Genomic DNA, 14,896 nt, shown 5'->3' on the forward strand with positions numbered 1-14,896 from the left:
GTAAAATGAGACATAGAGTTACAGTAAAAAAATTTAATAGAACAAGTGCACATAAAAAAGCTATGCTTTCTAATATGCTTACTTCTCTTTTAAAATATGAAAAAATAGAAACTACTAAAGAAAAGGGCAGAGCTATAAAGCAATTAGCTGATAAAATTATTTATAAAGCTAAAGTTGATAATGTTCATAATAGAAGAACTATTGCTAAATATGTAAAAGATAAAACAGTGCTTGCTAAACTTTTTAAAGATATAGCTCCTAGATATGCTGGTAAAAACGGCGGTTATGTAAGAAAAATTTTATCATATAAAAGATTCGGTGATGCTGCTGATATGTGCGTAGTTATGCTTTGCGAATCTGACAGCTCTTCTGTTAAAACTGAAAATAAATAATTTAAATAAAAAATCACATTATAAATCAATATAATAAGCAAATTAAAAAATAAATAATATTTATGTTTAAGTTATAGCGTTTAATCGCTATAACTAGACATTATATATTGTTTATGGAGGGATTATTATGGCTTATATAAAAAAACATGCTAAAACATCTGTTGAAAATGAAGAATTAGAAAATCCTACTGCTGCACAACAGCCTGCTAAGCCTAGAGCTATAAGAAAAAAGGTTGTTAAATTAGAAGCGAATACTGAAAATCAAGATAATGCAGAATCAAATACTATAGAAAAAGATGAATTAAATGCTCAGAAAGAAATAATAGAAAATGAAAACGCTGAAAAGAAAGTTATTAATAGACCTCATGATGTGCTTTATATCAGTAAATTGAGTTCTTTAACTTTTGAAGAGCTTTTAGAATTTGCTGAAAGTTATGGTATTAAAAAAGATACAAGCAATAATATAAGACGTCAGGAACTTATGCATGCCATATTAAAGGCACAAATTTCTATGGAAGGAAAAATCGTTGCTGAAGGTACTTTGGAAACTTTGCAAGACGGTTTTGGCTTTTTACGTTCTAAAAACAGCAATTATTTAGTTGGACCTGATGATATATATATTTCTCCTGCTCAGATAAGACTTTTCGGACTTAGAACAGGAGATATTATTACCGGAGAAGTTAGACCTCCTAAAGATAATGTAGGCGAGAAATTCTTTGCTTTGCTTAGAATAGAAACTGTAAATGGAGAAGAGCCTAATAATTTATATAAAAGACCTCATTTTGATAAACTTACTCCAATTTTTCCTAATGAACGTATAGATTTAGAGTTTGCTCCTAATAAAATTTCTACACGTATTATTAATTTAGTTTCTCCTATTGGTAAAGGTCAGAGAGGGTTAATTGTAGCACCTCCTAAAGCTGGTAAAACTATGATGCTTCAGGAAATTGCTAATGCTATATGTAAAAATTATCCGGATATAAAACTATTTATACTTCTTATAGATGAACGTCCTGAAGAAGTAACTGATATGAAAAGACAAGTTCCGGAAGCTGAAGTTATAGCATCTACTTTTGATGAAACTCCGGATAAACATTGCCAGGTTTCTGAGATGGTATTAGAAAAAGCTAAGAGATTGGTAGAAAATAAGCATGATGTGGTTATTATATTAGATTCTATTACAAGACTTTCAAGAGCTTATAACTTGGTAGTGCCTGCAAGCGGTAAGGTATTAACAGGAGGTATTGATTCTAATGCACTTCATAAACCAAAAAGATTCTTCGGTGCTGCTAGAAATATAGAAGAGGGCGGTTCTCTTACTATAATTGCTTCTGCTTTAGTTGATACAGGCAGTAAAATGGACGATTATATTTATGAAGAGTTTAAAGGTACTGGTAATATGGAGCTTCATTTAGATAGAAGACTTGCAAATAGAAGACTTTTCCCTGCCATTGATATTGATTCTTCTTCTACTAGAAGAGAGGATTTACTTCTTAGTCCTGAAGAGATGAGCAAGATGTGGGCTTTAAGAAAGTTTATGCAGTCTCAGGGTATAGATGAAGATGAGATTATAGAAACAGTTGTTGATAAAATGAATTCTACTAAAGATAATGCAGAGTTCTTAAAATTACTAAACTCATAATATATTTATCAGGATTTATTAATATGCCTATCAATTCTAATGAAGAAGAGGATAGAAAATTATTTGAATTCTATCTTAAGCATGGGTATTATCCTGATGATTTTAATACTTCTAAAAAAGAAAATATAATAGAAGAGAATATAAAAACAAATAAAAATCCTAGAGAAGAATTAGTTTACACTCAAGAAGATAAAGAAATGTTTTTAAGTGCAATTGAAAATCTCGATTGCACTAATCATTCTAAAAAATCTATTTATGATAAAAAAACAAATTATAAATTTAAGCCTAATGTAAAAAATGCTATTCCAAAAGACAGACTTGATTTGCATGGAGATACTAGAGAAATAGCTTTGCATAAAATAAGAAAATTTATATCTGAATCAAAAAGAAATAAATTAAGTCCTATACTTATAATACATGGTAAAGGTTTTAGAAGTGAAAATGGAATTGCAGTTCTAAAAGATTTAGTTGAATACTATATTGCCACAGAGGGAAAGCATTATATAAAATATTCTTCCGATGCTCCTTCTCATCTTGGAGGAGGAGGGGCTAAAATTATATATCTGCATATTGAAAGAGATAGTAATAATTAATATTTATTATATACTGTGAAACTGAATTGCTGCTTGATTGGGAGTATTAATTTAGAGTGAGTTCTGTTATTTTCATTAAATATTCTTAAGCATGTATGAGGGTCTAAATTTTGATTAAAGAGTCTTAAATCGCATAAAGCAAGACCAAAACCTGCACTTTCTGTATTATCTAATTGCTCTATAAAGAAATTTTCAACCATATTCTTTTTATAATATTCTTCAAATGTAAGTCTTTTTGAATCTATTCTGGTTCTGCTAATCATTATGAGAGGTGCATCATTTATAACTTCAAATTCTATATTATTTTTATTTAATTTTATTAAAAATTTTATTATAAATTTCTTTTTTGTATCATTTCTATATGAAAGCAGCTGCTGATATTTTTCATTATCTATATCTATATTACTGTCCATATCTTTTATTAAATTATTTTCTAATTTAATTACATCTTTAAGAATTTTCTTTGATTCATCATCTTTAAATATATCTGAATATTCGCTCATTATATTATAATCATAAAAATATTCATCAGTATCTATTTTTTGATTAAACTCTTTATGTTTTTGTCTTAGTATCTTTATAGTTATTACATGTAAATATCTTGCTTTAATCGCATTTGATACAAGTTCCATTATAATATAAGAAATATCATCATAATATTTTTCTACTTTATATTTTTTCAGTACTTCTTCTATTATAACCATTATTTTTTGTTTGGTTTTATTATTAAGCCAAATAATATTAAATTCTAAAGAAGATTTTTTATTTTTTTTTATATAATCTTTTATATCTTCTAATTCTAAATCAGTCATAATTGTATAATCTCTTTTGCTATACGTTCTAACACATTTTTTTCACCTAAAGTTTCTCTTACTCTAAGTAAATTACTGCTTACTTTTTTATAATATTCTTGATCAGTTAAGTATTTTATGATATAACTTGTAATAGCATTAGGATTGCAGTTATTTTGAAGCAGTTCAGGAACTGCTTCTTCATTAAGAAGTACATTAGGCATGCCTACATATTTTATATTTGTAAGCAATTTACCAAGAAAAAATGTAATATAAGAAATTTTATAGCATATAACCATAGGTTTTCCGTAACATGCAGCTAGAAGACTTGCCGTACCGCTTGACATTATCAAAGCATCAGAATATGAATAAACATAATCTTTATCGTCTCCTAATAATAAGGAATAAGATATATTTTTTAAAATATTACTATATTCATTTAAGATTTTTTCTATGGGTTCTTTATATTCCGGATATGCTATAGGTATTATGAATCTTATATTAGAAGAAAGCATATCATTAAGTATTTTCATAGATTTTATAAATACAGGAGCTAATTTCTTTATTTCCTGATATCTGCTTCCAAATAATACACCAACTGTATACTCTTTTTTAGGCATATTCAATTCCGGTATATTTTTATCATAATCTAAATCAGCAAAAGGATGACCGCTGTACATTACATCGCATCCGTATTTTTTATATACTTCATAATCAAATAAAAAAGGAGTTATTATTTTTCTTGCTGAAAGCAGTTTTTTTGCATTCCACGCTCCCCATATTCCAACATGCGGAGGGAAATAATAAACATATTTTGTATTATTAGCTTTGCAATATTTAGCTAATAAAAGATTAACGCCTTGATTATCAACTAAAAGCATTATGTCTACTTTATTATTTTTAAGATATTCCTGCAAAATGTTAAACGCACCTAGTTTTTTAAATGCATAAACAGGATTAGCACCCTCAAAAATTCCCATGGTTGATAATGTAGACATGTCAGATAATATATTGACATTTGCTTTTTGCATTTCTACACCGCCGAAACCATCTAAAATAACATCAGGTTTTAATTCTTTTAATTTCTTTGCTAATAAGGCACCTTGAATGTCCCCAGATACTTCGCCAGTAGCTATAAATATTCTCATATTTTTACGTTTGTTTTTATTATTACACAGTTTTTTTAGGGGTAATACCACGCTTAGCTTTGGATATAAATATAACAATGTCTTTAGCTATTTCATTTAATGAATTATCATTTAAATATGTATCTAAAAATTCCTGTTTAGTTTTATTCCAATTATACCACATATCATAAGCTTCTTCAGCTTGAGATATTTGCTCAGATGTAAACCCTGCTCTTCTCATTCCTACTAAATTTAACTTATAAATAATTGCTTCTCCGGCATGAGCAGTTAAAGCAAAAGGCAGTATATCTCTTCCTACTGCAGACATTCCGCTAATCATAGCATATTGTCCTATAGCACAGAACTGATGTACTACACAGTTTCCAGATATAAATGCACCTTTTTCTACTCTTACATGACCAGCAACCAAAGCTCCGTTACATATTATAACATTATCATGTATTTCACAGTCATGTGCCACATGCCCAGTAGCCATTATATAGCAATTATTTTTTATAATAGTTTTACCATTTTCTTTACATGATCTATGAAGATTGGCAAATTCTCTAATTTCATTGCCGTCTCCTATCTCAAGAAAACTGATTGTTTTTTTATCAAAATGTATATCCTGAGGTAAATTTCCTATAACCGCATGATCATGTATTATATTATTTTTTCCTATAGTTGTGTATTCTTTTATTACAGAATGCGCTCCTATAGTTGTATTTTCACCTATACTAACTTCACCTTCTATTATAGCATAAGGACCTATTTTTACATTATCTGCTATTTTGGCAGATTCAGAAATAATAGCAGTACTATGTATATTATTTGACATTTTTATTCCTATTAAATTATTTTTCTATTTTCATGGCTTCTTTGTCAACTAAAAATAAACCTAAATCAGCAGAGCAAGCTAATTTATCATTTACTTTAACTTCTCCATGAGTTTTAAGCAGATTATTACTGAATGCTTCAACTGTAACAATCATGTCCATAACATCACCTGGTATTACAGGATTTTTAAATTTAGCATTATCTATTTTTGCAAAGAACATAAATTTTTTACCATATTCATCAGGTTTTAAAATTTTAGTATAACAGTATATTCCTGAAGTTTGAGCTAATGCTTCAATCATTAAAACGCCAGGCATAATAGGGCTTTCTGGAAAATGTCCTGTGAATTGAGGTTCATTAAATGTTACATTTTTTACAGCGTGTATTCTACCTTCTTCAATGCTTTCTACCTTATCAACAAGTAGAAAAGGGTATCTATGAGGAAGTAATTCCATTATTTTGGTTATATTAATTTTTTCCATTATTAAACAAGTCCTTAATTAAAAAAATTTAATACATTTTGAAGAAAATTATATCATATAACAACAAAGTTACAAGTATAAAAAATGGTTAATATATACTGTGTTAAAATAAAGTATTTATTTTTTTATGTTAAATTATAAAAAAATAATTATAAAAAATATATATATTGTTGACATCTCAATTTTATTTTATATACTTATTTTTATGTATAATGAAGATTCTAAATATTATAATTTTTTGTTAAATTCTCTTTTCTATGATAAAGATGATATTGTTTCATTCTTTGGTTTAGAAAGTAATATTGGAAAGAATATTTCTGATATAAAAAATATTTTAAATTATGAAAGTAATGAAATATTAGAAAGTGTTTCAAAAATTCTTTACTCTATTATATCAAATAAAAACAATTTTGAGATTGATGCCTCTGATAATAATAAAGCATTAAAATCTATATTTACAACATTTAAAAAACATAAATCTGATTATAAAAAATTAAAGAATATAAAATATTATCCTTTATCAATTTTGGATAATGAAAAAGAAGATAAGATAATATATCCAGATAATACAAAAGATTCTTTTCAAATAGATTATAAAGAAAATTTTAATGAAAATGCTAATAAGATAAATTTAAAAGAAATACTTAATACAAAAAATATAAATGGAATTTTAAATGCATTATCAAATCTTTTTTCTTATGTTCCATATTCTAAAGGTACAGAATGTGGTATAGGAGATATATCTTTTTATGATAAACTAAAGATTAATACAGCATTATCTTCATGTTTGTATTTATTAAAGGATAGAGATAATTCATATAATGCTGAGGATTCTAATAAAAATCATTTTGTTTTACTTTCAGGAGATATTTCTGGAATACAAAAGTTTATATATACTATATCTTCTAAAGGTGCATTAAAATCTTTAAGAGCAAGATCTTTCTATCTTGAAATAATGCTTGAACATATTGCAGACGAGATTTTAGAATATTTCCATTTAACAAGAGCTAATTTGCTTTATACCGGCGGCGGACATTTTTATATAATACTTCCTAATTTTGAAGATATAAATGAAAAGATAAGCAATATAATGCAAAAATTAAATGATTGGTTTATTTATAATTTTTCTATAGACCTTTATATTGCTATGGGGATAGAAGAGTTTAATTTTAAAGATTTGGAAGATTTTGCTTCTGTATTTAAAAAACTTTCTAAAAAACTAACTCAAATAAAACAAAGAAGATATTTTTATGACGATAATAATACTCAGTTAGAAAACTTACTAATGCCTAAAGATAATCAGGCAGAATATGAATGTAGTATCTGTCATACTTCTTCTAAAACTACAAAAAAGACCGATTTTTTCTCTGCAGATAATGAAGATAAAGTTTATGCTTGTGATATATGTATTAATTTATGTAAATTAGGTAAATGCATGCTGTCAAAAGAAAAAAGCATCTTCATAATTAAAGATAAGTCCTTGATAGATAAAAATTATGCTGATGAAGCAGTTGATTTACCATCTTTAGATTATGATAAAAAAAATGAAAAATCTAATAGATATTTCTATTTCGCAGATGTTAAAGATATTAAAAATACTAAAGATACTAATTTAGTAAGAGCTTATTCAAAGAATAATAATGATTATAATTATACAAATTTGTTTTTGGGAGAGTATAATTTTAAAGAAAACGAAAATGATAGAAATTTAATAGATTTTGAGACTTTAGTAAAAGGTACAGAAGATAATCCTACAATTGGTATAAATAGGCTTGCTGTTTTAAGATGTGACGTTGATAGTTTGGGTGATGCTTTTATGAATGGTTTTAAAGGACATGCTGATATATTGAGAACTTCATCATTTTCAAGGCATTTAAGTTTATTTTTCAAATATTATATTAATTGTGTATGTGAATGTAATACTAATATTTCTGATTATAAACCATTTGGAAATTTGTATAGTAATGAGAAAAAATATGAAAAACGCATTGTTATAGTATATTCAGGTGGAGACGATGTATTTTTAGTTGGTCATTGGCTTGATGTTATTAATTTTACTTTAGATTTAAGAGAAGCATTTAAAAAATACACTAATGATGAACTTACTTTTTCAGCTGGTATAGGTTTTTTCCATAATAAATACCCTATATCTAAAATGGCATCTCAAACAGGTGAGCTTGAAGATTTAGCTAAAAAAAATGAAAACGGTAAAAAGGATTCTGTTGCTTTATTTGGAATACCGCAGGAAGATGAATCTAAATATGTATTTAGTTGGAATGAGTTTGAAAAAGTTAAAGAAAAAATAGATTTTTTATTTTCCGTGGGATATTTTTCAAAAGATGCTAAAGAAAAAGATATTAAAGAAAAGATTTTTTTATCTGCTTCTATGATATACAGATTGAAACAGCTTATAGAATTTTATAATAAAGATGAAGGTATGAATATACCTAGACTTGCTTACTCACTTGCAAGAATTAATTATAATAATACTAATAAGGAAAACTATAATAAGTTTAAAGATACAATATATAATTGGTTTACATATGAATCTAAAGTATGTAAAGATAAAAAAGATGAGGATACTAAAAATGGAAAATCCATTAATAAGGAAATTAAATATTTGAATATTGCTTTAGATTTAATAATATATTTATTTAGAAAAGAATAATTACGGAGGAGTTTATGTCAGATAAAAATGCAGAAGCATTAAATATATCAGAGGCTAAATATTTTGTTTTAAAATATTTAATAATTTTTAAATATTTTAAAAATTCTAAAGGAGAAAGTTATAAAAAAACTCATAGTTTTATAACAACTAATCAAATAAGAAAGTTTTTATCTGCATTTATAAGGATCAGCAATAAAATAAAAAATGCTCAATTATCTTTAAATTCTTATTTAGATGATGAAGATGATGATAAATCAAAAGCATTAAATAATTCTAATGAAGAAAAAAATTCTGATATTATTAATGATATTATTAAAGAGATAGAATATATGAATATACAGCTTGTATATTTAGTAGGTAGAAATAAACAAGATAATAGTAAAGTAAATATTAGACCTAATAAAGATACTGATAGTGAAGATGCAGAAAACAATAGATTGCATGAAAAGGATATAAATGAGCATATAAATCCAAATTCTCCTTTCGCTATAAGAATAGGAAATAAAAAGGGAATAGAAGCTTTATATATGAGAATACAAAAAAATATAGAAAATATTATAGACAATAAACAAAAAAACTTCGATGAATTATTCAAAAATTTTGATGAATTATATAAATATATAGAATCAATAGTAGCTTATCATAAATTTTATGAAGTGGAGGTGGAATGATATGTTATTGAAATTTAAAATTTCTGCTAATATGACTTTATTAACAGGTATGCATATAGGAGCTTCTAATGATTTCTCTCCTATAGGTGCTATTGACAGTCCTGTAATAAAAGATCCTATAACAAAACAGCCTATTATACCGGGTTCATCTATTAAAGGAAAACTTAGAACTTTAATGGCTAAGCTAATATCTAATAATAATAAAGATTATAAGATAACAAAATGTGATGATGATCCTGAAGAAATAAAAGTATTATTTGGTTCTTCGGAACATGAAAGCCGACTACAGTTTTATGACTTGTTTCTTAAAAATCCAGGCAAATTAGAACAAAAAAATTTGGATTTTATTTATACTGAATCTAAATTTGAGAACTCTATATATAGAATAACATTAGAGGCTAATCCAAGACAATTAGAAAGAATACCTGCAGGTGCTGTATTTAATTTTCAATTTATATATAATTTTTGTTATACTAATAATGAAAATGTTGATAATGATGTCATTAAGAAGGATTTTGAGTTTATATCAAATGCAATAAAAGCATTGCAATTAGATTATCTTGGAGGAAGTGGAAGCAGAGGATATGGAAAAGTATTATTCAATAAGTTTAAAGTTATAAATCCTGATTTAAAAAATTACAATATTGATAAAAAAGAATTTGAAAGTATTAATAGTGATAAAATGCGTTCTCTTATAGAAGAATCACTTAAAGATTCAGAATTATTTATAAAGCAATTAATAGAAGCTGAAAATAAAAAAACAAATAATTAATATGAAGTATAGATTATATAAATTACAATTTTTATCTCCTATTCATTTTGGAAGTGATACAGTAGGAACTAGTTTAGAAGAAGCAGACTTAATTTGTCATAGCGATACTTTCTTTTCTGCATTATGTTCTGAGTATATTAAATTAAATGGTTATAAAACTTTGGATGATATAGAGTTTAAAAAATTATTTGATAATAATGATTTACTCATATCTTCTTTGTTTCCATATAAAAATAATAGTTTTTATATTCCAAGACCTATGATTATATCTGAAAAAAACACATCAGATAATAATACAGATAATTCTGAAAAAGATAAAAAACATGATAGAAAAGCTATGAAAAAAATATCATATATACAAATCTCTCATATTCAAAACTATTTAAAAGGCGTTAAAAATAATGATAATAGTTTTTTGGACTTTTTGGAAAATATTAAAGAATTAGAAGACTATAATAATTTTGCTAAATATAGTTTGATTCAAAAAGTAGGATTAAGAAATAATGATGAAAAAAATGCATTATATGATGTTGGAGCTTATTATTTTAATGTAGGATGCGGACTTTATTTTATACTTGGATATAAAAGTGACAGCAATTTAAAATTATTTGAAAGTGTTTTAGAAAGTCTTAAATATTCAGGTATAGGCGGAAAAAGAACTTCAGGATATGGTTTATTTGAGTATAAAGTAGAAGAAGACATTAATATGTTTGAATTTGAAAACAAAAATGAAAGCAATTATAAGATGCTTCTTTCTTTATATTCTCCTTTTGATGATTCAAAAGAAGATAAGCTATGTGAATTAAGTAATATAGATTTCAATAAATCTTATTATTCTTTGATTAAAAGAAACGGTTTTATATATTCTCCTATACATGGAAAGAATTTAATAAAGAGAAAATCTTTATCTATGTTTAAAGAAGGTTCTTGTTTTTATGTTAAAGATGATATTAAAGGATATGTCTTAAATGTAAATAACAAAGATATACAAGGCAATGTTTACAGATATGGTAAGGCTTTATGTATTTATATTAATTTTTAATTGGATTTATATATGAATAATGGATTTAAAATTGCTGATAATAAAACTTATTTAATGAAATTAACTACTTTATCTCCTGTTTTTATAGGAAGCGGTGAGGAAGTTAAGAAGAATGGATATATCTTTGATAATAATAAAATATTTATGGTAGATGAAAATAAATTGATAGATTTTTTATATAGTAAAAAGTATGATATAAAGAAATTAACATCTGATTTTTTTTCAAAAGATTTTACAATTAAAGAATTTATAAGGAAATTTATTAAGAAAAAATTTAATGAGATAGATATTTATAAATATATAATAGATGGAGATATATCTAATAATATAAGTACTTTTATTAAATCATCAAATGGTAATCCTTTTTTTCCTGGAAGTAGTATAAAAGGAGCTATTAGAACAGCTATTATTGCCTGTGAAATTATGGATGATAGAGATAAAGTATATGATTTTATAAAAAAAGAAAAAATAGATATTTTTGGATCATCTTCTTCAAAAATAGAAAGCTTTATTATATCAGAGATGGCATCTAAATATAACTTCAAAGAAAATTCTGAAAATAATATATTTAATTTAATAAAAATTGAAGATTCAGGAGATATTTTAGAAAAAGAAAAAAAATTATTTGTTTCAAAAAGAATTGATTTTAGTACTTATGAGAGTAACTTCAATAAAATGCCTAAATCTATTGAATTTATAAAACCAAATGTTAAAACTTTTTTTACTATTACAGTAGACAAATCAATTAAATATTTTGATATTAATAATTTACTTCTTATTTTGTCTAAATATTTTAATTATCAGTTTGAATTTTATACAAAAGCATTTCCTGATATTAATGAATGCCTTAAAGTAAGCTATTTAGATTCTAATAATAATTATATATATTATAAAAAATTTTTATTACTTGATGGTTGTAAGCCTAATATTTTTTTAGGTGGAAACAATGGTTATTATTCTAAAAATATTTTTTATTCTATGTTACTTGAAGATTTTAATTATGATTATTATATGAATAAATTAAAGGAACATTTTGATAAAAATAGTAAACATAAACATAGAATGAAAGATACTGAAATTTCTCCAAGAACATTAAGACTTTGTAAATTGGATAAAGAGTATATTAAGGATGATAAAGAATATAAAACTTTAGATGATTATGAAGAATTATATATGAATATAGGAATATGTAATTTACAAATAGAAAGAGAATTATGCTAGCTAGTTTAATCATAAAAATGAAACCCAGAGATGATAATGCGGTAATAAAAAAAGATTACGGCAGTTTGTTTCATGGTTATATGTATTCGAAATTGGATACTAATTATGTTGAAAAACTTCACAGTTTAAGACTTAATCCTTACAGTCAGTATTCTTATTTTGATAAGAAAAATAATGTTTATATATGGAAAATATCTACTTTAAATGAAGAAGCTAAAGAAAAAATTATAGATAGAATGTTTGATGATAATGTAAACTCTTTTGCTTTGACATATCATAATTTAAAAATCGATATTATTTCCAAAGAAATTATCGATGTTCATAGTTATAAAGATATTGCCGACAGATATTTTTTATCTGATGATACAGTGAGAACTGCTGATATTAAATTTTTAACTCCTACTACTTATAAAGTTCATGGACATTATACTATTTTTCCTTATTTGAGTAATATGTTTATAAGTTTATATGATAAATGGAATTATTACAGTAAAGATATAACTTTAAAAGAAGATAAACTTATACACAATATAGTTAAAAATGTTGAGATGGTTAAATATAATTTAAAAAGTACTCATTTTTGTATGGAAGGTGTTAAGTTGGATTCTTTTATAGGCGATATTAAACTTCATTGTTTTGGGGATAATATGCTCGTAAATATTTATAATATGCTTCTTGATTTTGCTAATTACTCTGGAATAGGAGCAAAGACTTCTGTTTCTATGGGAGGAGTTTCGATATCTAGGAATTATTATAAAACTAATAAAAAGTAGTGAAGGTATATTTTATGTCAGAAAAAAATAATGATAGTCAGAAAAAATATGTTTTATTTACTCCTGTTGGCGGAAATGATCCTGTGGGTGATGAGTATTATAAAGATGATATGATTGAAGAAATAAAGAAAAAATTGAGTGAAGGTAAAATTAGTCAAGATAAATCAGATGAATTAATAAAATATATAGAATCAAAGAGAAGTAAAGAACCTATATTTATGGAAGGAGCTATACTTCATATTGTAAGACATTATAAACCGGAGTGTGTAGTCCTTCTTTTTACTAATTCTAAAGAAGAAGTAGATGAAAAATATGATATATTAAAAGATAATATACAAAAATTATCTAAAGATTGTGAAATTATAAAGATAGAAGATTTTGATAAAGACTATATACATGATTGGAAGCACACTATAGATGATTTTAATGGTAAATTAGAAAGTATACCTCAAAAATATAAAGAGCATAAGATATTAATTAACATAACTTCATCTACTCCTCAGATAAATTTTAAACTTTGCTTGGAGGCATTGAATAATGATAAATTAATTCCTGTGCAGGTGTTGGTATCTCTTGACGATTTACACACAGGAGAAAAAAATGTTAAAAGAGAAGTCTGTAAGATATATGAAGAGTATGAAGAAATTGTTATAAGATGTGTGGAGCCTGACATACATAGTATAAGAAAACCTAAGATAAAGTCTCAGCTACATTCATTAATATCTACAGGAGATGTTGATAAAAATGGTAAATATAATTATCATACGGCTTATAATTTATTAAAAAATGATAAGCATATAAAAAAAGCTCTAATGAATGAAATTGAGAAAGCAAGGGATAGAGTAAATTTAAATTATGAAAATGATATAAAAGAATATAAATTAAAAGAGATGAACAGATTTAGAGAATATTATTTTGTAATGAAAATAAAGCAAATAAAAAAAGATCTGTCTGATTTTATACTTAGAATTACTCCTTTTATTACAGAACTTTTTTATTATTTTTTATCTAATTTAAATATTGAAGATTTAAAAGATGTTTTTATTAAAACAAAAAGTGGTAGTTATTTAAATGTTTTTGAAATCAAAAATGATATATTAAGAAATGAAATATTTGATACTAAATTGAGAAATTACATTAAATCTAAAAAATTAGAAAATAAATATAAAGAGATTAAATCTTTATCTTTGGAGATTAAAAATGTTAATAATATAATAGATGATTTATATAAAAAAATAGAAGTATTATTTTTAAAATTAAAAAGTGATAATAATGGCTTTGAAGATTTATTTAAGACAATTAAAACAGTTTATGCTAATATAAAAAATCCTGTATTTAATAAATATAAAATAATTGGTATTATTAGTGATTTGCTACAATATAAAGATGAATGTGATGAAATTAAAGGTATATGTGATTTATATAAAAAATTAAAAAATAAATTAGAAATATTGGATATAGCTAATAAATATGTTTCTAAAAATGATTATGCTACTATACAATATTTATTAATTATATTTAAATATTATAATACCAACTATTTGAATATTTATAATTTATTTTGTGAATTTAGAGATATAGAATCAAAAATTAGAAATGATATAGCTCATAATCTTATTAGTATTACAGAAGATGATATTATTAATAAAGTTGATTTGATATCGTCTGAGATGATATTACATAAATGTGATGAGTTATTTAGATTAATATTTGTTAATGAACTTTCAAAAAATGATATTGGATATGATGGAAAATTAAAATTTGATTATAATTGTATAATTAATAAAGATATAGAAAAATTATCAAAAGAACCATTGGAGAAATATAATGAGCAGTAAATATATATTGTTTTCACCTGTAGGTTTTAATGATCTTGTAGGAAATA

General features: G+C 24.7%; 14 protein-coding genes. 10 read left to right on the plus strand and 4 right to left on the minus strand.

Translation table 11 applies throughout. The annotated features are described in order from the left end of the window. The first annotated feature begins 5 nt into the window (after positions 1–5). The 3 genes from rplQ to Q0J90_RS09510 all read left to right on the plus strand — a co-directional run bounded on the left by rplQ (position 6) and on the right by Q0J90_RS09510 (position 2,627). Positions 6–392: a 50S ribosomal protein L17 gene (gene rplQ / locus Q0J90_RS09500; RefSeq protein WP_335823824.1), complete on the plus strand. Its 387-nt coding sequence runs from the start codon at positions 6–8 to the stop codon at positions 390–392. Positions 393–519: 127 nt separating this feature from the next. After that, complete coding sequence (gene rho, locus Q0J90_RS09505; protein ID WP_297277675.1) at positions 520–2,034, plus strand: transcription termination factor Rho; 1,515 nt, start codon at positions 520–522, stop codon at positions 2,032–2,034. A 23-nt stretch (positions 2,035–2,057) separates the two neighbouring features. Continuing rightward, on the plus strand, positions 2,058–2,627 hold the full coding sequence (locus Q0J90_RS09510) for a Smr/MutS family protein (RefSeq protein ID WP_297277676.1): 570 nt from the start codon (positions 2,058–2,060) through the stop codon (positions 2,625–2,627). Here Q0J90_RS09510 and Q0J90_RS09515 read toward each other — a convergent pair. The 4 genes from Q0J90_RS09515 to fabZ are packed head-to-tail and all read right to left on the minus strand — an operon-like array spanning position 2,624 to position 5,864. Then, complete coding sequence (locus Q0J90_RS09515; RefSeq protein ID WP_297277677.1) at positions 2,624–3,439, minus strand: hypothetical protein; 816 nt, start codon at positions 3,437–3,439, stop codon at positions 2,624–2,626. The two genes, Q0J90_RS09510 and Q0J90_RS09515, sit on opposite strands and share 4 nt — an antisense overlap. Further along, complete coding sequence (lpxB, locus tag Q0J90_RS09520) at positions 3,436–4,566, minus strand: lipid-A-disaccharide synthase (RefSeq protein ID WP_297277678.1); 1,131 nt, start codon at positions 4,564–4,566, stop codon at positions 3,436–3,438. Before lpxB ends, Q0J90_RS09515 begins: the two co-directional genes overlap by 4 nt. A gap of 22 nt (positions 4,567–4,588) precedes the next feature. Next, on the minus strand, positions 4,589–5,383 hold the full coding sequence (gene lpxA / locus Q0J90_RS09525) for an acyl-ACP--UDP-N-acetylglucosamine O-acyltransferase (RefSeq protein WP_297277679.1): 795 nt from the start codon (positions 5,381–5,383) through the stop codon (positions 4,589–4,591). A gap of 16 nt (positions 5,384–5,399) precedes the next feature. Continuing rightward, positions 5,400–5,864, minus strand: a complete 465-nt coding sequence (fabZ, locus tag Q0J90_RS09530) for a 3-hydroxyacyl-ACP dehydratase FabZ (RefSeq protein ID WP_297277680.1) — start codon at positions 5,862–5,864, stop codon at positions 5,400–5,402. Positions 5,865–6,069: 205 nt separating this feature from the next. Here fabZ and cas10 point away from each other — a divergent pair, with 205 nt between their 5' ends. Genes cas10 through Q0J90_RS09565 form a run of 7 tightly spaced genes read left to right on the plus strand, consistent with a single transcriptional unit; the run spans position 6,070 to position 14,849 of the window. After that, positions 6,070–8,532, plus strand: a complete 2,463-nt coding sequence (cas10, locus tag Q0J90_RS09535; protein WP_297277681.1) for a type III-A CRISPR-associated protein Cas10/Csm1 — start codon at positions 6,070–6,072, stop codon at positions 8,530–8,532. A 14-nt stretch (positions 8,533–8,546) separates the two neighbouring features. Next, positions 8,547–9,203 carry a type III-A CRISPR-associated protein Csm2 gene (gene csm2, locus Q0J90_RS09540; protein ID WP_297277682.1) on the plus strand — a complete coding sequence of 219 codons (657 nt, stop codon included), beginning with the start codon at positions 8,547–8,549 and terminating at the stop codon, positions 9,201–9,203. 1 nt (position 9,204) lies between these two features. Next, the gene (gene csm3, locus Q0J90_RS09545; protein WP_297277683.1) at positions 9,205–9,975 is read left to right on the plus strand and encodes a type III-A CRISPR-associated RAMP protein Csm3; all 771 of its coding nucleotides are present in this window, start codon (positions 9,205–9,207) and stop codon (positions 9,973–9,975) included. Position 9,976: 1 nt separating this feature from the next. Continuing rightward, positions 9,977–11,017, plus strand: coding sequence for a type III-A CRISPR-associated RAMP protein Csm4 (csm4, locus tag Q0J90_RS09550; RefSeq protein WP_297277684.1), 1,041 nt, complete (start codon positions 9,977–9,979; stop codon positions 11,015–11,017). A 12-nt stretch (positions 11,018–11,029) separates the two neighbouring features. After that, positions 11,030–12,238 carry a type III-A CRISPR-associated RAMP protein Csm5 gene (gene csm5, locus Q0J90_RS09555; RefSeq protein ID WP_297277685.1) on the plus strand — a complete coding sequence of 403 codons (1,209 nt, stop codon included), beginning with the start codon at positions 11,030–11,032 and terminating at the stop codon, positions 12,236–12,238. Further along, entirely contained in the window at positions 12,232–13,011 is a 780-nt protein-coding gene (gene cas6 / locus Q0J90_RS09560; protein ID WP_028330918.1) for a CRISPR system precrRNA processing endoribonuclease RAMP protein Cas6, read from the plus strand. Before csm5 ends, cas6 begins: the two co-directional genes overlap by 7 nt. 14 nt (positions 13,012–13,025) lie before the next feature. After that, positions 13,026–14,849: a hypothetical protein gene (locus Q0J90_RS09565; RefSeq protein WP_297277686.1), complete on the plus strand. Its 1,824-nt coding sequence runs from the start codon at positions 13,026–13,028 to the stop codon at positions 14,847–14,849. Positions 14,850–14,896: the final 47 nt, after the last annotated feature.

It is taken from the genome of uncultured Brachyspira sp., assembly GCF_944390595.1.
GTDB lineage: Bacteria > Spirochaetota > Brachyspiria > Brachyspirales > Brachyspiraceae > Brachyspira.